At 70.4% G+C, this 18,645-nt stretch carries 18 protein-coding genes; 7 read left to right on the top strand and 11 right to left on the bottom strand.

Going from position 1 to position 18,645, the window contains the following annotated elements; all coding sequences use genetic code 11:
• Positions 1 to 211: 211 nt before the first annotated feature.
• The 6 genes from DTL70_RS17975 to aztA all read right to left on the bottom strand — a co-directional run bounded on the left by DTL70_RS17975 (position 212) and on the right by aztA (position 5,882).
• Complete coding sequence (locus DTL70_RS17975; RefSeq protein ID WP_114022967.1) at positions 212 to 622, bottom strand: PGPGW domain-containing protein; 411 nt, start codon at positions 620 to 622, stop codon at positions 212 to 214.
• 186 nt (positions 623 to 808) lie between these two features.
• Positions 809 to 1,468, bottom strand: a complete 660-nt coding sequence (locus tag DTL70_RS17970) for a response regulator (protein ID WP_114022966.1) — start codon at positions 1,466 to 1,468, stop codon at positions 809 to 811.
• Entirely contained in the window at positions 1,465 to 2,643 is a 1,179-nt protein-coding gene (locus DTL70_RS17965) for a sensor histidine kinase (RefSeq protein WP_114022965.1), read from the bottom strand. Before DTL70_RS17965 ends, DTL70_RS17970 begins: the two co-directional genes overlap by 4 nt.
• Positions 2,640 to 3,575 (bottom strand): CPBP family intramembrane glutamic endopeptidase, encoded by a 936-nt coding sequence (locus tag DTL70_RS17960; RefSeq protein WP_114022964.1) that lies wholly within the window; start codon positions 3,573 to 3,575, stop codon positions 2,640 to 2,642. Before DTL70_RS17960 ends, DTL70_RS17965 begins: the two co-directional genes overlap by 4 nt.
• A 260-nt stretch (positions 3,576 to 3,835) precedes the next feature.
• Entirely contained in the window at positions 3,836 to 4,759 is a 924-nt protein-coding gene (locus DTL70_RS17955) for an alpha/beta fold hydrolase (RefSeq protein WP_114022963.1), read from the bottom strand.
• Positions 4,760 to 5,195: 436 nt separating this feature from the next.
• Positions 5,196 to 5,882, bottom strand: coding sequence for a zinc ABC transporter ATP-binding protein AztA (gene aztA, locus DTL70_RS17950; protein WP_114022962.1), 687 nt, complete (start codon positions 5,880 to 5,882; stop codon positions 5,196 to 5,198).
• 60 nt (positions 5,883 to 5,942) lie between these two features.
• Here aztA and aztB point away from each other — a divergent pair, with 60 nt between their 5' ends.
• The 4 genes from aztB (at position 5,943) to aztD (ending at position 10,305) form a co-directional block, all read left to right on the top strand.
• The gene (gene aztB / locus DTL70_RS17945) at positions 5,943 to 6,797 is read left to right on the top strand and encodes a zinc ABC transporter permease AztB (RefSeq protein WP_114022961.1); all 855 of its coding nucleotides are present in this window, start codon (positions 5,943 to 5,945) and stop codon (positions 6,795 to 6,797) included.
• A gap of 20 nt (positions 6,798 to 6,817) precedes the next feature.
• Entirely contained in the window at positions 6,818 to 8,053 is a 1,236-nt protein-coding gene (locus DTL70_RS17940) for a hypothetical protein (protein WP_114022960.1), read from the top strand.
• The gene (gene aztC, locus DTL70_RS17935) at positions 8,050 to 9,000 is read left to right on the top strand and encodes a zinc ABC transporter substrate-binding protein AztC (RefSeq protein ID WP_425470380.1); all 951 of its coding nucleotides are present in this window, start codon (positions 8,050 to 8,052) and stop codon (positions 8,998 to 9,000) included. Before DTL70_RS17940 ends, aztC begins: the two co-directional genes overlap by 4 nt.
• 114 nt (positions 9,001 to 9,114) lie before the next feature.
• Positions 9,115 to 10,305, top strand: a complete 1,191-nt coding sequence (gene aztD, locus DTL70_RS17930) for a zinc metallochaperone AztD (RefSeq protein WP_114022959.1) — start codon at positions 9,115 to 9,117, stop codon at positions 10,303 to 10,305.
• Positions 10,306 to 10,538: 233 nt separating this feature from the next.
• Here the strand turns inward: aztD and DTL70_RS17925 are convergent, their stop codons facing one another.
• The 5 genes from DTL70_RS17925 to DTL70_RS17905 all read right to left on the bottom strand — a co-directional run bounded on the left by DTL70_RS17925 (position 10,539) and on the right by DTL70_RS17905 (position 15,430).
• Complete coding sequence (locus DTL70_RS17925) at positions 10,539 to 11,021, bottom strand: DedA family protein (RefSeq protein WP_114022958.1); 483 nt, start codon at positions 11,019 to 11,021, stop codon at positions 10,539 to 10,541.
• 376 nt (positions 11,022 to 11,397) lie between these two features.
• Complete coding sequence (locus tag DTL70_RS17920; RefSeq protein ID WP_114022957.1) at positions 11,398 to 12,915, bottom strand: MFS transporter; 1,518 nt, start codon at positions 12,913 to 12,915, stop codon at positions 11,398 to 11,400.
• Between the two features lie 203 nt (positions 12,916 to 13,118).
• Positions 13,119 to 13,724: a class I SAM-dependent methyltransferase gene (locus tag DTL70_RS17915; protein ID WP_114022956.1), complete on the bottom strand. Its 606-nt coding sequence runs from the start codon at positions 13,722 to 13,724 to the stop codon at positions 13,119 to 13,121.
• Positions 13,725 to 13,888: 164 nt separating this feature from the next.
• On the bottom strand, positions 13,889 to 14,422 hold the full coding sequence (locus DTL70_RS17910; RefSeq protein ID WP_114022955.1) for a hypothetical protein: 534 nt from the start codon (positions 14,420 to 14,422) through the stop codon (positions 13,889 to 13,891).
• A gap of 297 nt (positions 14,423 to 14,719) precedes the next feature.
• Entirely contained in the window at positions 14,720 to 15,430 is a 711-nt protein-coding gene (locus tag DTL70_RS17905; RefSeq protein WP_114022954.1) for a TetR family transcriptional regulator, read from the bottom strand.
• Positions 15,431 to 15,514: 84 nt separating this feature from the next.
• Between DTL70_RS17905 and DTL70_RS17900 the strand changes: the two genes are divergently transcribed.
• Genes DTL70_RS17900 through DTL70_RS17890 form a run of 3 tightly spaced genes read left to right on the top strand, consistent with a single transcriptional unit; the run spans position 15,515 to position 18,591 of the window.
• Positions 15,515 to 16,471 carry an ABC transporter ATP-binding protein gene (locus tag DTL70_RS17900; protein WP_114022953.1) on the top strand — a complete coding sequence of 319 codons (957 nt, stop codon included), beginning with the start codon at positions 15,515 to 15,517 and terminating at the stop codon, positions 16,469 to 16,471.
• Positions 16,468 to 18,096, top strand: a complete 1,629-nt coding sequence (locus DTL70_RS17895; protein ID WP_114022952.1) for an ABC transporter permease — start codon at positions 16,468 to 16,470, stop codon at positions 18,094 to 18,096. The genes DTL70_RS17900 and DTL70_RS17895 overlap by 4 nt, the downstream gene beginning before the upstream one ends.
• 12 nt (positions 18,097 to 18,108) lie before the next feature.
• Positions 18,109 to 18,591: a nitroreductase family deazaflavin-dependent oxidoreductase gene (locus DTL70_RS17890; protein ID WP_114022951.1), complete on the top strand. Its 483-nt coding sequence runs from the start codon at positions 18,109 to 18,111 to the stop codon at positions 18,589 to 18,591.
• Positions 18,592 to 18,645: the final 54 nt, after the last annotated feature.

The raw sequence follows: 18,645 nt of genomic DNA, 5'->3' as shown, positions 1-18,645 counted from the left end.
AGGGTGTGCGAAAACGTGCGAGTCAACGGAGTCTGTCAAGAAGAACCCCGTCCAGGGAAGTCACCTGTATGAACAAGTTGGCAACATCCGAGGACGATACGCCACCCCTCCACCCGCCTCTACCTGCACAATCACGACGTTTCCCGTCGCAGCTGCACAGTCGCACGGTGCGCGCCGCCATGCGGCCTCAGCCGGGCGGGGCGAGCGCGCCTCACCGGCGCGACGCCCGTTGCGCGGTGACCCGGCGGCGGCTCCAGACCAGCAGCCCCACCAGGATGAAGCCCGCGAGGATCAGACCGGACCCCGTGCTCCAGCCGCCGAAGGGGAGGTCGGGCACGAGCCCCCAGGCCACCCCCGCCGCCATCAGGGCCAGCGCGGCGAGGGCGGACCCCGCCAGCCGCAGCGGTGAGGAGACGCTCTCCTCCGCGGCCTGGAGCGCCCTGTCCCGCACGGGCTCGACATACCGGTTCAGACCGGGAAACTCCCGGGCGAGGACCACCAGACCGGCGAAGACGAGCAGCAGTCCAGGGCCCGGCAGGACGAGGAGCGCCACCCCGACGAGCAGCAGCAGCCCCCCGCCCACGAGTGTCCCTACGCGTCTGACATGTCTGCCGGCCGCCATACCGCTCCCTTCACCGCCGCGCGCCCTTCGCGGGCCTCTTCAAAACCAGGAGACCAGCAGACCAGAGAACCCGGAGGCTGTCGGCCTGACACGGCGTCACGGGGAGCGCGACGCACCGGGCAGGCCATCGCCCACCGGCCCGCCGACGAGGACGGCGGCCCGCCGACGGGGCCGCCGGGGCCCCCGTCAGGTCACCAGGCCACGCCGGTAGGCGTAGACGACCGCCTGGACGCGGTCGCGGAGACCGAGCTTGGTCAGGATGCGGGAGACGAAGGTCTTGACCGTCTCCTGACTCAGCAGCAGCGCCGCGGCGATCTCGCTGTTGGAGAGGCCGTCCGCGATGAGCCGGAGCACCTGGAGCTCGCGCGGGGTCAGCGGGGTGTCGTCCCCGGCTCCCTCGGCGGGCCGGATGCGGGCGGCGTACCTGCCCACGAGCTGACGCGTCACCTCGGGATCCAGCAGCGCCGCACCCGTCGCCACGGTGCGGATCCCGTGCAGCAGCTGGGCGGGCGGTGCCTCCTTGAGCAGGAACCCGCTCGCCCCCGCGCGCAGCGCCTCGTACACGTACGCGTCGAGATTGAACGTCGTCACCACGAGCACCTTGACGGGGTGCTCCACCCCGGCGCCGGCCAGCAGGCGGGTCGCCTCTATGCCGTCGAGCACCGGCATGCGTACGTCCATCACGACGACGTCGGGGCGCAGCCGGCCGACGAGGTCGACCGCGGTCCGCCCGTCACCGCACTCACCCGCCACCTCCAGGTCGGGCTGGGCGTCGATGATCGTCACCAGCCCGGTACGGACCAGCACCTGGTCGTCACAGACGAGGACCCGGACCGGCGCCGTCACGACAGGCTCCGCGCGGGTATGCGTGCCCGTACGACGAAACGGCCCCCGCGCTGCCGGCCGGCGCTGAAGTCACCGCCCAGGACGTCGACCCGCTCCCGGAGCCCGGCCAGGCCCCGGCCGCTCCCGCCGGGAGAGCCGGCCCGCGCACCGGACCCGTCCGTGCCGACCTCCACGACGATCTCCCGCGCGCCATGCCGCACCTGGACCGAGGTGCGGCCCCCGTGAGCGTGCTTGAGGGCGTTCGTCAAAGCCTCCTGAACGACCCGGTAGGCCACCAGATCGGCGCTTCCGGTCGACTCAGCGGGCGTCCCCTCCTCGGTGAACTCCACCGGCTGGCCGGCCCGGCGCGTCTGCTCGACGAGCGTGAGGAGCCGGCCCACCGGTGGCGTCCTGGCGTCGGCACGGTCGGCAGGCCCTCCGGTGTCGGCACCGTGGTCGGGGTTGAGCAGGTCGAGGAGGTGCCGCAGGTCGGTGAGGGCGCGCCGACCGGTGTCGGTGGTGGCGGTGAGCGCCTGGTCGAGGCGGTCGGGCGCCGCCGTCAGATAGCGCGCCGCCTCGGCCTGCACCACCATCGCCGTCACGTGGTGCGTCACCACGTCGTGCAACTCGCGGGCGATACGCGCCCGTTCGGCGGTACGGGTCTCCTCCGCCACCCGGAGACGGCGTTCGGCCTCGGCTTTGCGCGTGGAGCGCCACCAGGTACCGATCCCCCACACCAGGGCGCACGCCAGATAGAACGCCACGAACTCCTCCAGCCCCTCCGTGCCCAGCCGGAAGAGGGCGAGGGCCAGCGGCACGTACGCCACGGAGAAGAAGAGCACGGTGGCACGCCGGTGCCGCTCCAGATGGGCGGCCGCGCTCAGCAGCGCGAAGGACAGCCCCGTACCGGCGAGCGTGTGGTACCCGAGAAGCTGGTCGACGGCGAAGCCGGCGAAAGCCACGGCGAGACAGGTGAAAGGCCACCGCCGCCGCACCGCGAGCGGAAGACACTGCAGGCAGATCGCCACCACGGTCAGCGCCTCGAAGGGGCGGGTCGGCAGACCACCCAGCTGCGTCCCGTGACTGTGGAACGCCGGCACGAACGACGGGACGAGAAGCAGCAGCGCGAGCGGGAGATCCCGCACCACGACGTCGAGACGGCGCCACAGCTGAGGGACCAGCCGAGAACTGATCACCGGGGAAGTGTACTGGGGGCCTCGGCCTGCCCCGCGCCCGAGTCGGCACGCCCCTCCGCGCGCTCCGCCGCGGGCTCTTCCGAGCGCCCCTCCGCGCGCTCGCCCGCACGCCGCTTCGCGCGCTCCTCCACGCACCGGCGGCGGGAGACCAGGTGACCGCGGCGGCGGGCCAGCAGGAGGAACGCGAGCGTCGCCAGCGCGCAGAACAGCACCGAGAACACGCTGCCCTCGAGGCCGAAGTCGCCACCGGTGACGAGCTCGGGGCCGGACGCCGTGGTCTCCAACAGCCCCTGGTTCGCGCCGTTTCCGGAGACCACGCTGCTGAAGATGCCGGCCGCGGCGAAGTTCCAGCCGAAGTGCACACCGATCGGCACCCACAGGTTCCGCGTGGCGATGTACGCGGCCGTGAGCATGCCCCCGGCCTCGATGGCGACGGCGAGCGCACCCCACAACGTCGCGTCCGGGTTGGCCAAGTGGTATGCGCCGAACAGCACGGCCGTCGCCGCCATCGCGATCCAGGTCCCGGTGCGTTCCTCGATGATCCGGAACAGGACGCCGCGGAAGAGCAGTTCCTCCGTCACGGCAGCGGCCGCCATGAACCCGACGAGCCCTATCGCCCCGGTCGTCGAACCCCGGCCCTCGATCTCGTAGTACCCGTTGGTGGCCAGTTGCAGGACGACGAGCCCGAACACCGCGACGCCGACCAGCGCCCCCAGGCCGAGCGCGGGCGCGGCCCCTTTCACGGCCACCTCCACCACCGGCCGGTGCTCGCTCCTGCGCACCACCCACGCGTACGCGAGGAGCGCGAGCGCGGCCGACGAGAGGCCGACCGCGAACGTGAGCCAGGGGTCGTCCTCCTGTACCCCGGCGATCACCTGGCCGCCCGCCAACGCGACCGCCGCGACCACCAGAAGCTGCCATACCACTCTCATGAAAACCCCTTCTCCCAAACCGCCGCCGAGCCGGCACGCTGTTCCGGAACGCTACGGATCCGACGCTCCGCGGGCGTCACCACGCGGTGGACACTTGCGGGGCCTCCGTGTAGCTCGCACGAGGGACAACGCCCTCCCCGAACACGCGGGGAGGGCGGCCTCCTTCGGGACGGTCAGCGCCGCACCGTCCGCCGTGCACGTCCGTGCGCTCCGCCTGTGCGCGGACCCGACTGTGCCCGCGCGCCTGTACCCACCCGGGCCTACGCGCGGTCCGCGGCCTGCGAGGTGACGCGCTGCAGCGCCCTGACCGCGACGTCCGGCTGGTCGAGGTAGATGTAGTGCTCGCTGTTCTCGGCGGTGCTCAGCTTGCTGCGGCTGGAGACCGCGAGCCACTTGCGCTGCCCCTCGGACCACGCCCGCTCCATAGCAGCGCCGTACTCGGGCACCTTTGCCAGGTACCGCTTCCCGTGTTTGACCACCTCCACGGGGATGTCACCGGCGGAGCGGACCTTCCCGTCGCGGACCGTGAGTTGCTCGGGGTTCTTTCCGCCCAGAACCGCGAGTGTCTGGTCGCGCAACTCGGCGCCCGGGCCGGTGGCCGACTCGGGTACCGCCTCGGTGAGATCCGCCTTCTGCGTCGGCGAGGTGGCGTCCATCAGCACCAGCCCCGCCACCCTGTCCTGGTTGTCGCCCGCGTACCGGGCAGCGATCAGCCCGCCCAGCGAGTGCCCGCCGAGGACGACCGGAGCGTCCCCGGACACCCGCTCGATCACGCCGGTCAGCACCTTTCCGGTGCTGTCGAGGGTCTGCGGCCCGTCCGGCTTGTCGCTGGCACCCGCACCGAGCCGGTCGTAGGAACAGACGCGGTTCCTGCCGCTCAGCTTCTTCTGGAGCCCGGCCATCTTCTGCAGACTGTCGCCGCCTCCGTGCAGGAGGACGATGACCGGCTTGCCTTCCGCGAAAGCACCGGAGCAGGACACGTTCACCGACCGGCCGCCTACCTTGATCTTCCTGGTTCCGGCGGCGGTGAGCACGCCGTCATCGGCCGGCCGCCGCGAAGCGGACGACCCCGAGGCCGCCTGCGAGGAGCCGTCCTCCGACGGCTCCTCGCAGCCGACCAGCCCGACGCCGCCCACGGCGCAGCACAGTGCGATGACGGCAGAAGTCCTGCCCTTGCGGCTCATAAGATCGCTCCCGAGATGAAACGCGGGCGGGCCCCGAGGCCACGCACCCGTCCGCGACCGGAACGCCGCGGCTCTCCGAACGCTACGAATCCGGCTCCCCGGATGCGTCACCCCACGGTGGACACCTGCGTGTGGCTCGCACGGGGGACGTCCCCTCGAAGACCGGCTGCTCTCCGGCGTCCCCGGTGGCGGCCGGGACCGGGCTCGCCGTCGCGGTAGCCGCCCAGGCCGGCACGGCAACCTCGGGCGGCGGAGCGTGTGAGGGCCGGGGCCGGCAGGTGCGGCCACGTAACCTCTGCCTGTCGAAGCGGCGGTCCGGCGGGCTGGGCGGCCGGTCCGCCGCCGCCGGCACAGCCTGCCCCCTCAAGGTCTGCCCCCGTCGCCTCGGCAGATCACTCGCCGCCTCGGCGAACCAGCGGAGAAGCGTTCAGCGCAGTCACCAGACTTCGCGCAGTGCGCTGTCGGTGAGTACGTCGCGCGGTTTCCCTTCCCCGATCAGCCTGCCGTCCACAAGCAGCAGGCAGTGATCGGACTCCTTGGCCGCGGCCAGGTCATGTGTCGCGTGGACCACTGCCATCCCGTCGGCCGCGACGTCGCGCATCACGCTCGCGATGCTCTCCCGGGCGGCCACGTCCAGGCCCGTGGTGGGCTCGTCCAGCAGGATGAGGTCTGCCTCCTGCGCCAGCCCTTGGGCCACGAGGACCCGTTGCCGCTGGCCTCCCGACAGCTCGCCGAGTTGCCGGGAGGCCAGTTCGCGCACGCCGAGTCGGCCCATGCTGTGGTCGACGACTCCGCGGTCCTCGGCGGTGAGCCGTCGCCAGGGGCCCCGGTGGGCCCAGCGGCCCATCGAGACCGTCTCGCGGACGGTGAGCGGCAGCGTGTCGGACACGGCGCTGCGCTGGACGACGAAGCACGGGCGGGATGAGCGGCGCCGCTCGATGGTGCCGGCGGTGGGCGGGTGCACGCCGGCCAGCACGCTCAGCAGGGTCGACTTTCCCGAGCCGTTCGGTCCCACGACAGCTGTGGTCGCCGATGTCGGTATCGATGCGGTGAGTTGGCGCAGGACCGGCCGGCGGGCGTACCCGGCGGCGACGTTGCGGAGCGAGACCTCGCAGGTGGTCACGGAAGCATGCCCTTCACATAAGTTGCCATGAAAATCGTTTTCAATATAGTCTGCCGAGCCATGGAGTGGTTGACCGGCCCGTACGAAGTGGCCTTCGTCCAGCGGGCCCTGTGGAGCGGCATCCTGGTCTCCTTGATCTGCGCCACCACGGGAACGTGGGTCGTGCTGCGAGGCATGACCTTTCTCGGCGACGCGATGTCGCACGGCATGCTTCCCGGGGTGGCCCTCGCCTCGCTCCACGGCAGCAGTCTGCTGGTCGGCGCCGCCGTCAGCGCCGGTGTGATGGCCTGCGGCGTGACGGTCCTGGGGCGTTCGCGTCGGCTCTCGCAGGACACGGGCATCGGCTTGCTCTTCGTGGGGATGCTGTCGCTCGGCGTGATCATCGTCTCGCGATCCCAGTCATTCGCCGTCGACCTCACCGGGTTCCTCTTCGGAGACGTTCTGGCGGTGCGCGAACAGGACTTGGTGAACCTCACCGTCGCGCTGTGCGCGGCCACGCTCGTCTCCGTGCTGGGCTACCGGTCCTTCCTGGCCCTCGTCGTCGACGAGCGGAAGGCCCACACCCTCGGGCTGCGTCCCCGCCTGGCGCACGCGGCGCTGCTGGGGCTCGTGACTCTCGCCATCGTCACGTCCTTCCACGTGGTGGGCACCCTGCTGGTGTTCGGGCTGCTGATCGCCCCGCCTGCGGCGGCGTTGCCGTGGGCGCGCCGGGTGCCGGTGGTCATGTGCGGTGCCGCGCTGTTCGGCATGACGGCGACCTTCGCCGGTCTGCTGCTGTCCTGGCATCTGCGCACAGCGGCAGGAGCGACGATCGCCGCCGTCGCCGTTGTGCTCTTCTTCCTCTCCGCATCCGCCGCGGGGCTGAGACGGCGCCGGTCCAAGGACGCGCGGCCTCTTCCCGCACTCGAAACGTGAAGGGACCACGAACACCGGTCATGACCTGGAACCACAAGAAGGCCGCGACTGCTTCCGCGGCGTCCCTGACGCTGGGGCTCCTGCTCCTGGGCTGTGCCGACAGCGACGAAGGGACAGGCGGGAAGAGCGACACGAAGCCCTCGTCCTCCTCGACACCGCACGGCTACGTCCCGGGAGCACAGGAGGCCGCGGAACAGCAGTCCCGTCTCGTACTCGGCGACAGCGCGAGCGGCACCCTTCAGATGCTCGACCTCATCGAGGAGAAGACCAGGCCGCTGGGCCGCATGCCCGAGGGCGCCCGCCTGCTCACCGACGGCCGGTTCGCCTACGCCGCCTCCGGCAGCGGCACGAAGATCTTCGACAGCGGCGCCTGGATGGTCGACCACGGCGACCACGTGCACTACTACCGCGCCAAGACGCGCGAGATCGGCACTCTGCGGGGAAAGAAGCCGGAACACGTGCACAGCAGCCCCTCACTCACGGCGGTCACCTTCGCCGGCGGCAGGACCGAACTACTGGACCACGCGCAACTGGAGAAGGGACGCATCAAGACGACCGCGACCCTCGGCAAGCCCGCCGCGGGCCCCGTCGTCCCCCTCGAGGACGCCGCACTCGTTCCCGCCGCCGGGCCCGGCGGAAGAACCGTGGTGGAGGTACGTGACCGGCACGGCAAGAAGAAGACCACCCTGCGCGAGACATGCCCGGACCTCCGCGGTGCGGCGGTGACCCGCACCGGTGCCGTCTTCGGATGTGCCGACGGCGCGCTGTTCGTCTCCGAGAAGAAGGGGAAGCCCCACGGCGAGAAGATTCCCTTCGGCCGGAGCGTCCCCGACAAGGAACGCCCCACCTCCTTCCGGCACAGATCCCTCGGCTCCACGCTGACGGCCAAGGCGGGCGACAGGGGCGTATGGGTGCTCGATGTTCCAGACCGTGAGTGGAAACTGGTCGAAACCGGTCCGGTGGCAGCCGTGAACAGCGCCGGAGAGGGAACGCCACTTTTGACCCTGGACGACTCCGGCACACTCACGTCGTACGAGATATCCAGCGGCAAGCAGATCGCCGGCAAGAAGCTCCTCTCCAGGAGCGCGGATGGCGACGCTCGCCGGCCGGTGATCGAGGTCGACTCGAACCGCGCCTACGTCAACGACGTGGCCGCGAAGAAGGTCTACGAGATCGACTACAACGACGGCCTCCGCAAGGCGCGCTCCTTCTCCGTGGACGTCGCACCCTCCGTCATGGTGGAGACGGGACGGTGAGCGCCGGCGACCACCCTGCGCTGCCCCGCCGCTGTGCGGTGCCGCTTCTCGTCCTGCTGGTCTGCGCCGTGTTCGCCGGCGTGACGGGGTGCTCCGGGCGGGCGGACGAACGGCCCACCGTGGTGGTCACCACCAACATCCTGGGCGACATCACCCGGCAGATCGTCGGCGGCGAGGCCGAGGTGAAAGTGCTCATGAAGCCGAACGCGGACCCCCATTCCTTCGGCGTCTCGGCAGCCGAGGCCGCCGAGATCGAGAGCGCGGATCTGGTCGTCTACAACGGCCTGGGCCTGGAGGAGAACGTGCTGCGCCACGTCTCGGCCGCCCGGGACTCGGGAGTGCCCACGCTCGGTGTCGGCAAGGCGGTCGACCCTCTCACGTACAAGTCCGACGAGACAGCGGGCCGGCCTGATCCGCACTTCTGGACCGACCCCTACAGGGTGCGGAAAGCTGTCCGGCTCATCGGCGAGAAGGTGGCCGGGGAAGTCGACGGCGTCGACAAGAAGGCCATCGCTGCGCAGACCACCGAGTACGGGGACAAGGTACGGCGCCTGAGCGCACGGATGAAGGAGCGCTTCGCCGCCATACCGAAGGAACGACGCAAGCTGGTGACCAACCACCACGTCTTCGGATACCTGGCCCACCGGTTCCGTTTCCAGGTCGTGGGCGCGGTGATTCCGAGTGGCACCACCTTGGCCTCACCCAGCGCGGCTGACATGAAGTCCCTGGCCACGACGATCGACAGGACGGGCGTCAAGGCCATCTTCGTCGACTCCTCGCAGCCCGACCGCCTGGCGCGCGTCCTCAAACGGGAGAGCCATGTCGACGTCGCCGTGGTGCCGCTGTTCTCCGAATCGCTGACGGAGAAGGGCAAGGGCGCCGCCACCTACCTCCAGATGATGCGCGCCAACAGCAAGGCCATCGAACGCGGGCTCACGCGGTCCTGACCACCCCTCCGGCGCCGCACCGGCCCGCCTACCGCGACCAGGACCCGGGCGCCCGACCCCGGGACACCACGAGACCCGACACCGGACACCGGACACGAAGAAGGGAAATCACCCATGCCCACCACGTCCCGCACGAAGAGAGCCGCTGCCGTTTCCGCTCTCCTCGCCCTCTCAGCCGTCGTCACGGCGTGCGGCTCAGAGGATACGGACGAGGCTTCTGCGAAAACATCCGAGAAGCCCGCTGCCGCAACCGTCAGGCAGCCGCTCGTCGCCACTCACGACGGCGGGATCTACGTACTGGACGGCAAGACCCTGAAGATAGCCGGGGACGTTCCGCTTCCCGGCTACAACCGGGTGAACCCGGCCGGGGACGACAAGCACATCATGGTGTCGACCTCCCGGGGGTTCCGGGTTCTCGACGCGAGCCGCCAGAAGATGACCGCCACACTGTTCAAGGGTGCGGAGCCCGGTCACGTCGTCCTGCACGCCGGACACACGGTCCTGTTCACCGACGGCACAGGGAAAGCGACCGTGCTCGATCCGGCCGACCTCGGCGAGACGAAACCCGAGACCGAGACCCACACCTCGCCCCACCCCCACCACGGGGTCGCGATCAAGCTGAAGAACGGCGAGTTCGTCTCCACCCTCGGCACCGCGAAGGAGCGCAAAGGCATCGTCGTCGCCGACAAGAACGGTAAGGAGATCACGCGGAACGAGAAGTGCCCCGAGGTGCACGGCGAGGCGACCGCGAAGGACGAGGCGGTGGTCGTCGGCTGCGAGGACGGCGTTCTCGTCTACAAGGACCACGAGATCACCAAGGTCGACAGCCCCACCGAGTACGGACGGATCGGCAACCAGAAGGGGCACGAGGACTCCGCCGTCGTCCTCGGCGACTACAAGCAGGACCCCGAAGCCGAGCTCGAACGCCCCGAGAAGGTCTCGCTGATCAACACCGCGACGGGCAAGATGAAGCTCGTGGACCTGGGAACCAGCTACACCTTCAAGTCGCTGGCGCGCGGCCCGCAGGGCGAGGCTCTGGTACTGGGCACGGACGGGAAGATCCATGTCATCGCCCCCGAGGCCGGCAAGGTGACCAGGTCCATCCCGGTTCTGGGAAAGTGGAGCGAGCCCATGGACTGGCAGCAGGCGCGCCCCGAGATCTTCGTACGCGGCGGTACGGCGTTCGTCACGGACCCCGAGAACAAGAAGATCCACGCGGTGGACCTCGAGTCCGGGAAGAAGAAGGCGACCGGCACGTTCCCCGAGAAGCCGAACGAGCTCGCGGGCGTGACCGCGACACACTGACGGGCAGCTCCCTGCCCCGTCCCGCAGCGGCTCCCCGCCCACCCGGCGCGGCAGCGCTCCCCCGGCCCCCGCCCACCGGTGAGGGCCGGGGGATCAGCGTGCGACTCGCGGTCGGCCTGGCGTCGGCCGCCCGCACTCCCCGGTCCGCAAGGGCCGGAGGACCGGCGGAGGGACGGATGCGCGGGCGGGGGCTGGGGGCGGCCCGGAGCACGGCGCGGCGGCGGACGCTCGCTTCACGATTTCGTTGCCGGGGTGTCGCGGGGCGCCGCAGCGGCCCGTCTGCGGCGGAACACCACCGCGCCGCAGACCGTGAGAAGAAGAACGGCGACCGCGGCCACACCGAACGCCGTCCGCTGGGCGGACAACCGTGTCAGCACTTCGAGCGCGCCGAGCCCCACGGTCGCGTACAGCAGCGCCCATCCCGCTCCGCCGACGAACAGCGCGGGCAGGTAGCGCGGCAAGGGCATGCGCATGCTTCCCGCGAAGAAGTTGGCAGCGGTCTGGAACCCCACGGTCAGGAAGGAGACGGCCACCACCGGCGCACCCCACCGCTGGACCGCCCGTTCGACGCGCCGAAACCTGGCGGAGGACATACGCTCGGCGAACCTGCTGCGCCTGCTGCCGGCAGCGGCGAGCCATCCGACGGCGAACGTCCCGCCGGCCCGCAACAGCACGATGGCGTAGAGACCGGCGGCCGTGAGCGCGATCTCATCCACGGTGCCTCGCCCTCGACACCGGGCCGTGGTCTGCTTCCCGCGCCACCGCTGCCCGGTTCCGCGATTCCCGCCTCAGCGGCCCCGCGAGGGTCACGAGTCCGGCCTCCATGTCCGCTCTGCCGCACGGCCCCGCTCCCGCGTCCGCGCCGGGGCGGTACCGGTGACCGATACCGACGCGGAGTGCCGTCGCGCCTGGTACCTCCAGGCTCGGTGTCCTGCCCAGGACTGCCCGGCACAGCCAGACTAACCGAACGCTCCCTGCCTCGGCCCACCGCGCTGAGCAGCGCGTGGCCTCCCGACGGTGCGCTGACATGGCGCGGGCGGGCGCCCGCCGCGGCACGGCTGCCGCGCCGGCCGTCATACCCCCGGTCGCTCGTCACCCGCCGCTTCCCGCCCCCGGCGCCGGAGCACCGGCATCGGCCGTCTCGGGTTTGATCGGCTTCGTGGTGACGAGGACCGCTGCCAGCACCGCACCGAGCAACATCACGGCCATCGCCACCCACGTCGCGGCGGTGAAACCGTGCACCACCCCGTCGCGGACCACCGCCCGCCGCATCTTCGGGTCGCGCAGATGATCGTGCACGTAGGTGTTGGTGATGCTGGTCGCCACGGTGTTGAGCAGTGCGGTGCCGATCGACCCGCCCACCTGCTGCGCGGTGTTGACGGTGGCCGAGGTGACCCCCGAATCGTGCGCGGCCACGCCCTGGGTCGCCGTCGAGATGACCGGCATGAAGGCGCAGCCGAGCCCGAAGCCGAACAACAGCTCCGCGGGCAGCAGGTGACTCACGTACGACGAGTCGGTCTCGAGCTGGGTGAGCACTGCCATGCCGGCCGCCGCCAGCAGCATGCCGGGCGCCATCAGCAGCCGCGGCGGTACGTGGGGCAGCAGCCGCGCCGAGACCTGCGTGGAGCCGAGGATGATCGCTCCGCTGATCGGCAGGTAGGCAAGCCCGGTGCGCAGCGGTGAGTACCCCAGGATGCCCTGCATGTAGTAGGTCAGGAAGAGGAACACCCCGAACATGCCGAGGGTGGCGAGTCCCATCGTGAGGAAGCTGCCCGCGCGGTTGCGGTCCTTGACGATGTGGAGCGGCAGCAGCGGAGTGCGGGCGCGGCGCTGCCACAGCACGAACAGCGCCAGCAGCAGTGCGCTGCCGCACAGCAATCCGAGTACGACCGCGTCGTCCCATCCGCGCGGTTCGGCCTCGCTCACGCCGTAGACGAGGGCGATCAGGCCTCCGCAGCCAAGGACGGCTCCGGGAAGGTCGAGGCGCGCCTCCTGATGCCCCGGCCGGTCGTGGAGGAGCGTCAGGGCGCCCAGGAGCGTGAGCCCCGCGAACAGCACGTTGACGTACAGGCACCAGCGCCAGTCCAGGTATTCGGTCAGCACTCCGCCCAGCAGCAGTCCGATGGCCGCGCCCGCACCGGCGATGGCGCCGTACACACCGAACGCCTTGCTCCGCTCCTTGGGGTCGGTGAACGTCGTCGAGAGCAGGGACAGCGCGGACGGTGCCAGCAGCGCGGCGAAAGCACCCTGCGCAGCGCGGGCTGCGAAGAGCATCCCGGAGCTGCCCGCGGCGCCGCCGACCCCGGAGGCGACGGCGAAGCCGATCAGGCCGATGATGAAGGTGCGTTTGCGCCCCACCAGGTCCGCCACGCGTCCACCGAGCAGCAGGAGCCCGCCGAAGGCCAGCGTGTAGGCGGTGATGACCCACTGGCGGTTGTTGTCGGACATGCCCAGCGCGCGCTGCGCCGAGGGCAGCGCGACGTTCACGATCGTCGCGTCGAGCACGACCATGAGCTGCGCGAGCCCGATGACGAGAAGCGCCCACCACCGGTGCGAGTCGGCGACGCCGCGTGCCTCGCCTTCACTCGTCTGCACCCGCGAATGGGACATACGTCTCAGAACACCATGAATTTCCCCGGCACGCACGCGCACGCCGGGGCCTGTGCGGCCGGCGTGCGGAGGGCGGCGCCGCCGGCCGGCCCCCGGCTCATCCGAGCGGAAACCGGCCCCGGAGGCCCCACGGGGCCGCAAGCGACGGCCCCCGGAAAGGTCCCGCCGGCCCGCCGTGCTGGATCACATGCGCCGCACAGGCCTCACCTGCGGTGGACGCTGACGGCATAGCCGCCGCCCTCGTACGGGTCGGCGTCCCAGGTGGCGAAGCGGTCGACGAGGGCGAGACCGGCCGCGGCGCAGTAGTCGTCGTACTCGGGCAGCGTGATGCTGGGCGGCACAGGCAGGTGCGCCGCGTCCAAGCCGAAGCCGGCGACCAGCAGACCACCCGGCCGCAGCGCCGTGGCCAGGCGCTCGACCACCGTGGCCTCGGTGCCGGTGGCGAGCAAGGGGAAGATGTTGCCTGCGGCGATCACCAGGTCGAAGTCCGCCGCGATGCCGAGCCGGTCCGGCTGGAACTCCGTCAAGTCGTGTGAGAACCAGGGCAGGCTCGGCGCCTGCTCCCTCGCCACGGCCAGCATCGACGCGTCGCGGTCCACTCCGACACAGTCGTACCCGAGCTCCGCCAGACGGATCATCACCCGCCCGGTACCGCACCCGGCGTCCAGCACCCGCGCCCCGGCCGGCACGAGAGCCGCACAGAACCGCGCCTCACCGTGCACGTCCTTCCCGCTACGGCTCAGCGCCGCGAACCGTGCGGCGTAGTCGCTTCCGGACGTCTCCCCGGTCAGCTCATTCCAACGGCTCATGGGACCAACAATAGGTCGACCGTGCCGGACCCCACGTCCTCGGGCGGCGGCGGCATCGCCGATCTCGGTGAGTGGCCCCACGAAGCCCTGGCTTCACCCCGTTCGAAGGCTCAGTCCCTCCGACAAGCGACGAGCCGCGACCCGCGGCCTCCAGGCCCGGACGGCTACGAAGCTCTGCGCCCGACCTCCGCCCGGCGCAACTCCCCTGCCGCGAAGACGACGCACGCGGCCGCGGCGAAGAACAGACCCGATATCGCGAGCATGGACCGCTGATCACTCTCGAGGACGGCCTCGTACTGGCTGTGCGAGACCTCGATCGTGCGCCGGTCCTCCACAGACGTGTCGAGAACGACGTACCGGCCGTCCTTGACCTCTGGCGCCTGCAAGCTCCCGGCACCGGCCATGTCGAAAAGCATCAGCAGGGCGCCCGAGACGACCAGCGCCCCCAGCACTGCCCGCGCCCTGCCAGGCAGACGCCGAAAGGCGAGCCACATCGAGTGCCGGTCTGCCCCACTCACGAAGACGCGCACCAAGGCAGCTATGAAGAGGGGGAAGAGAAGCACCACGATCGCCACCATCAGCCACTTCGATCCCAACGGCGGCAACGTCCCCGGCAACCACGTGAGCACGGCGAGCAGCAGCAACACGGCACTCGCCCCGGCCGCAATTCCCCCGTGCAGCGTGAAACTCCTCCCCATGCCCCGGAGTCTGCCAGGCGCGCCGCCCCCACTCATTGCCGAGGCTCGGCAGAGTTGGCCCCCCTCGCGATGCCGGGTTCCGCTCCGCACCAGCAGCTGTAGCGCGTCGCCACGGCGGTTCAGACACCGGGTGCGGTGGCCGGGCATCCTGCTTCGGGTCCGTCGCTGAGATGGAAGGCTCGCGCCAGGGGCAGCCCCGCGGCCCGTGGCGAGCTCGGTGCCGGCGGACCCTGGCCTGCGCGGGGACTGATTCTCCGGCTGCCACCCATGCATCAAAACCGTCTCATAAGTGAGGGTTCACTTTTTGAGATGCCGGTACACGGTGGCACGGGACACACCCAACCGTGCGGCGATGGAGTCGACCGTGTGCTCCCCGGACGCGTACAGCTCGCGAGCCAAGCCCGCAGCCTCCTCGGTCACCGTCCTGGGACGCCCGCCGCGCACCCGTCGGGCACCGGGCGCGGATTCCGGGAGCAGCCGCCACACTCCGGCGAGCAGGTGGTCCCGAAGCACCTCGTTGGAGAGTTGCGGCATGAGCGCGACCGGGTCCGTGACAGCCGAGACAGCCTGCGCGACGGCGATGCGCTCGGGGATTCCCGCGCCCTCACCTGCCCCCACCTCGATGCCGTACTCCATCGTCCGCAGCAGACGGCTGAAGGAGTCCGAGGGGGTGGCGGGCAGTTCCCTCAGCAGCGTGACCAGAGTGTTCCGATAGCGCAGGAACACGTCGAGCCACCCCGTCACCAGGGTGCCCCGCACCGCCGCGACCCCTCCGGTCTCCTGCTGGTCCAGCGCGTCGGTCAGCACCTGTTCCAGTTCGCTCGTCATCGGATCCAGCAGGTCGCCGAGGATCTGCGCCTTCGAGGAGAAGTGGTAGTACAGCGCCGCCTTGGTGATGCCCACGCGGTCGGCGACCTCCTGCAGCGCCGTCGCGTGGTAGCCGCGCTCGACGAACAATCGTTCCGCCTCGCGCAGGATCCGCTCACGCGTGGTCGTCTGCTGGTTCATTTTTCCCTTCCCTTACTTACCTCTGGTCAGTTGTACGCTACGCTCCACTTACCAGAGGTAGGCAGAACGGCAAGGAGCTTTGCAATGCTGACCAACGTCCCGTCGCCCGGTGGTGATCCTGGTATCGCGATCAGTATCCGCGACCTGGTGAAGACCTTCGGGGACACGACGGCGCTCGACAGTCTCCGGTTGACGGCCCGCTCCGGAGAGGTACACGGCTTCCTCGGGCCCAACGGCGCCGGCAAGTCCACCACCATCAGGGTTTTGCTGGGGCTGCTGCGCAAGGACTCCGGCCAGGCCACTCTGCTCGGCGGCGACCCGTGGAACGACGCGGTCGAACTGCATCGGCGACTGGCGTACGTGCCCGGCGACGTGAACCTGTGGCCCAATCTGACCGGTGGAGAGGCGATCGACCTGCTGGGCTCCCTGCGCGGCGGGCTGAGCGACACCCGCAGGCGGGAACTCCTGGAGAAGTTCTCCCTCGACCCGAGCAAGAAGATGCGGACCTACTCCAAGGGAAACCGGCAGAAGGTCGCCCTGGTGGCCGCGTTCTCCTCCGATGTGGACCTCTACATCCTGGATGAGCCGACGTCCGGACTGGACCCGCTGATGGAAGCCGTCTTCCAGGAGTGCGTCCAGGAACTGCGGCAAGCCGGCAAGACCATTCTGCTCTCCAGCCACATCCTGGCCGAGGTCGAGAAGCTGTGCGACCGGGTGAGCATCATCCGGGAGGGCCGGACGGTCGAGTCGGGCACCCTCTCCGAGCTGCGGCATCTCACCCGCACCTCGCTCAAGGTCGAAACCGAGACGCCCCCTGCGGACCTCCAGTCGCTGTCCGGGGTGCACAAGCTCGTCGTGGAGGGCCACCAAGCCGAGTTCGAGGCGGACACCGCCCGACTCGCTGAGATCCACCGCCATCTGGCCTCGCTCGGAGTCCGTTCGCTGACGAGCGCCCCACCGACACTCGAAGAACTGTTCTTGCGGCACTACGGTGACCAGTCGGCCGCGGAACCCGCCGAGACGGTGGTCGGTGCCCGATGAGCGCGCTCGCGGGTACCGGCGTACTGACCCGGCTGGCGCTGCGGCGTGACCGTCTCCGACTGCCTCTGTGGGTGGTGGGCCTCGCCGCGCTCTTCGCCTCCATCGGCAACAGCATCTCCGACCTCTACGACTCCGACGCCGCACGGCTGGAGAACGCCCAGGTCCGCGCGGACAACGTGGTCACCCGCGCCTTCACCGGGCCGGCCCCCGGCAGCTCCTCAGGAGCGTTGACCGTCTCGGAGGGCCTGGTCTTCACCTGTGTGCTCGTCGCCCTGATGAACATCCTGCTCGTGGTGCGGCACACACGTCAGAACGAAGAACTCGGGCGGGCCGAGCTGGTGGGATCCGCGTCCGTGGGGAGACACGCGGGGCTGACCGCCGCCCTGCTGCTCGCGGGGCTGGCGAATGCCGCGCTCATCGTGCTCAGCACCCTCGCCCTGCTCGGCATGGGTATGCCGGCAGGAGGGTCCGTGCTGGCCGGAGTGGCGCTCGGCACCGTCGGCATGGCCTTCGCGGGACTCACCTCGATCGGCGCCCAGTTGACCGAGAGTGCCCGCACGGCGACCGGACTGGGCGGGCTCGTCCTGGCCACCATGTTCTTGCTGCGAGCGGCAGGTGACGCCTTCGGGGACACGGCCTCGGACAAGGTGACGGTCAACCCCGCCTGGCCGAGTTGGATCTCCCCCCTCGGCTGGGGTCAGCAACTGCGTCCCTACGGAGAGAGCCGGTTGTGGCCTGTGGCCCTGCTGCTGGCCTGCTTCGCCGTCAGCGTGCTGGTCGCGGTACAGCTGAGCGTCCACCGGGATGTCGGCACCGGGATGCTTCCCGCACGGCGCGGTGCGGCGCGGGCCCGTTCCTCACTTCTCAAGCCACTCGGGCTGGTCTGGCGCCTGCAGCGCGGCCTGCTGCTCGGCTGGATCGTGGGCATCGCCGTGTTCGGTGCGGTCTTCGGCGGCATCGGCGACCAGGTCGAAGACCTCTTCAGCAGCGAGGAGAGCGCACAGTTCGTCCGGGACCTGGGGGGCGGGGGCGACCTGGTGGACGCGTACTTCGCCGGGATGATGGGGCTGCTCTCGGTGGTGGTGGCCGGTTTCACCGTCCAGGCACTGATCCGGCTGCGCTCCGACGAGGAGAACGGGCCGACCGAGGCCGTTCTCGCCACGGCCGTGAGCCGGACGCACTGGGTGCTGGCGCACACGGTCATCGCCCTGCTGGGTACGGCACTGGTCCTGGCCGCGCTCGGGCTGAGTACCGGGCTGGCGTACGGCGCCGTCTCGGACGATCTGACAGGCGCCCTGGGTGACCTGCTCGAGACGACGCTCGCGCAGCTCGCCCCGACCGCCGTCCTGGCCGGCTTCGCGTTGGCGGTGTTCGGCCTGCTGCCGCGGGGCGCGGCTACCGTGACCTGGGCAGCGTTCGCCGTCTGCCTGGTGATCGGCCAGTTCGGGACCCTGCTGGACCTGCCGGACGCGCTCATCGATGTCTCGCCCTTCACCCACCTGCCCGACCTTCCGGCCGAGTCGCTCACCACTGCTCCAATGCTGGTCATGTCGGCGCTGGCCGCGGCACTCGCCGCGGTGGGCGTGGCCGGCTTCCGCCGACGCAGCCTCGCGCTCGGTGGCTGAGAGGAGAAGCCGATGGAGATCGTCAAAGAGGTGAACCGCCCCACGGGCCTGACCCTCATGGTGCTCAAGCTGCCGGTCCACCTCTACAGGATCGGCCTCGGCGGACTGCTGGGAGGTCGCATGCTCATGATCCATCATGTCGGCCGGGTGACAGGCAAGCAGCGCCGCACCGTCGTGGAAGTGATCCGGCACGAAGGGGGCGACAAGAGCTACCTGATCGCCTCCGGATGGGGGCCGAAAGCCGACTGGTACCGCAACCTGCTGCACCGCCCGCACGCCACCGTCCAGGTCGGTGGTCGGACGAGGCAGGTGCGGGCGGAACCGCTGCCCCCCGAAGAGGCCACGGAGATCATGGCGGATTACTACTGGCGGAACCGGCGGGCGGCGAAACGTCTGCTGCCCAGGCTCTACGGCTATGCGGTCGACGGCTCGATGACCGACTTCTACGCGGTGGCCGAGCGCGTACCAGTGCTGAGGCTGGTACCGGTCGGGTAACCCGAACCGTGCGGCCCGCCCGGCCCCCAACGGGCGGGCCGCACTCCTCTGTTC

The sequence above is a fragment of the Streptomyces diacarni genome (genome assembly GCF_003323715.1).
Taxonomy (GTDB): domain Bacteria; phylum Actinomycetota; class Actinomycetes; order Streptomycetales; family Streptomycetaceae; genus Streptomyces; species Streptomyces diacarni.
Note: the sequence above shows the minus strand (reverse complement) of the source record. Positions and strands in the feature narration are given on the sequence as shown.

What these genes read in the sequence shown, in the direction of transcription:
- DTL70_RS17895 (WP_114022952.1), top strand. Translation starts at nt 16,468, where the DNA reads ATGAGCGCGCTCGCGGGTACCGGCGTACTGACCCGGCTGGCGCTGCGG.
- DTL70_RS17955 (WP_114022963.1), bottom strand. Translation starts at nt 4,759, where the DNA reads ATGAGCCGCAAGGGCAGGACTTCTGCCGTCATCGCACTGTGCTGCGCC.
- DTL70_RS17975 (WP_114022967.1), bottom strand. Translation starts at nt 622, where the DNA reads ATGGCGGCCGGCAGACATGTCAGACGCGTAGGGACACTCGTGGGCGGG.
- DTL70_RS17910 (WP_114022955.1), bottom strand. Translation starts at nt 14,422, where the DNA reads ATGGGGAGGAGTTTCACGCTGCACGGGGGAATTGCGGCCGGGGCGAGT.
- DTL70_RS17915 (WP_114022956.1), bottom strand. Translation starts at nt 13,724, where the DNA reads ATGAGCCGTTGGAATGAGCTGACCGGGGAGACGTCCGGAAGCGACTAC.
- aztD (WP_114022959.1), top strand. Translation starts at nt 9,115, where the DNA reads ATGCCCACCACGTCCCGCACGAAGAGAGCCGCTGCCGTTTCCGCTCTC.
- DTL70_RS17940 (WP_114022960.1), top strand. Translation starts at nt 6,818, where the DNA reads ATGACCTGGAACCACAAGAAGGCCGCGACTGCTTCCGCGGCGTCCCTG.
- DTL70_RS17890 (WP_114022951.1), top strand. Translation starts at nt 18,109, where the DNA reads ATGGAGATCGTCAAAGAGGTGAACCGCCCCACGGGCCTGACCCTCATG.
- DTL70_RS17900 (WP_114022953.1), top strand. Translation starts at nt 15,515, where the DNA reads ATGCTGACCAACGTCCCGTCGCCCGGTGGTGATCCTGGTATCGCGATC.
- DTL70_RS17905 (WP_114022954.1), bottom strand. Translation starts at nt 15,430, where the DNA reads ATGAACCAGCAGACGACCACGCGTGAGCGGATCCTGCGCGAGGCGGAA.
- DTL70_RS17960 (WP_114022964.1), bottom strand. Translation starts at nt 3,575, where the DNA reads ATGAGAGTGGTATGGCAGCTTCTGGTGGTCGCGGCGGTCGCGTTGGCG.
- DTL70_RS17920 (WP_114022957.1), bottom strand. Translation starts at nt 12,915, where the DNA reads ATGTCCCATTCGCGGGTGCAGACGAGTGAAGGCGAGGCACGCGGCGTC.
- aztB (WP_114022961.1), top strand. Translation starts at nt 5,943, where the DNA reads ATGGAGTGGTTGACCGGCCCGTACGAAGTGGCCTTCGTCCAGCGGGCC.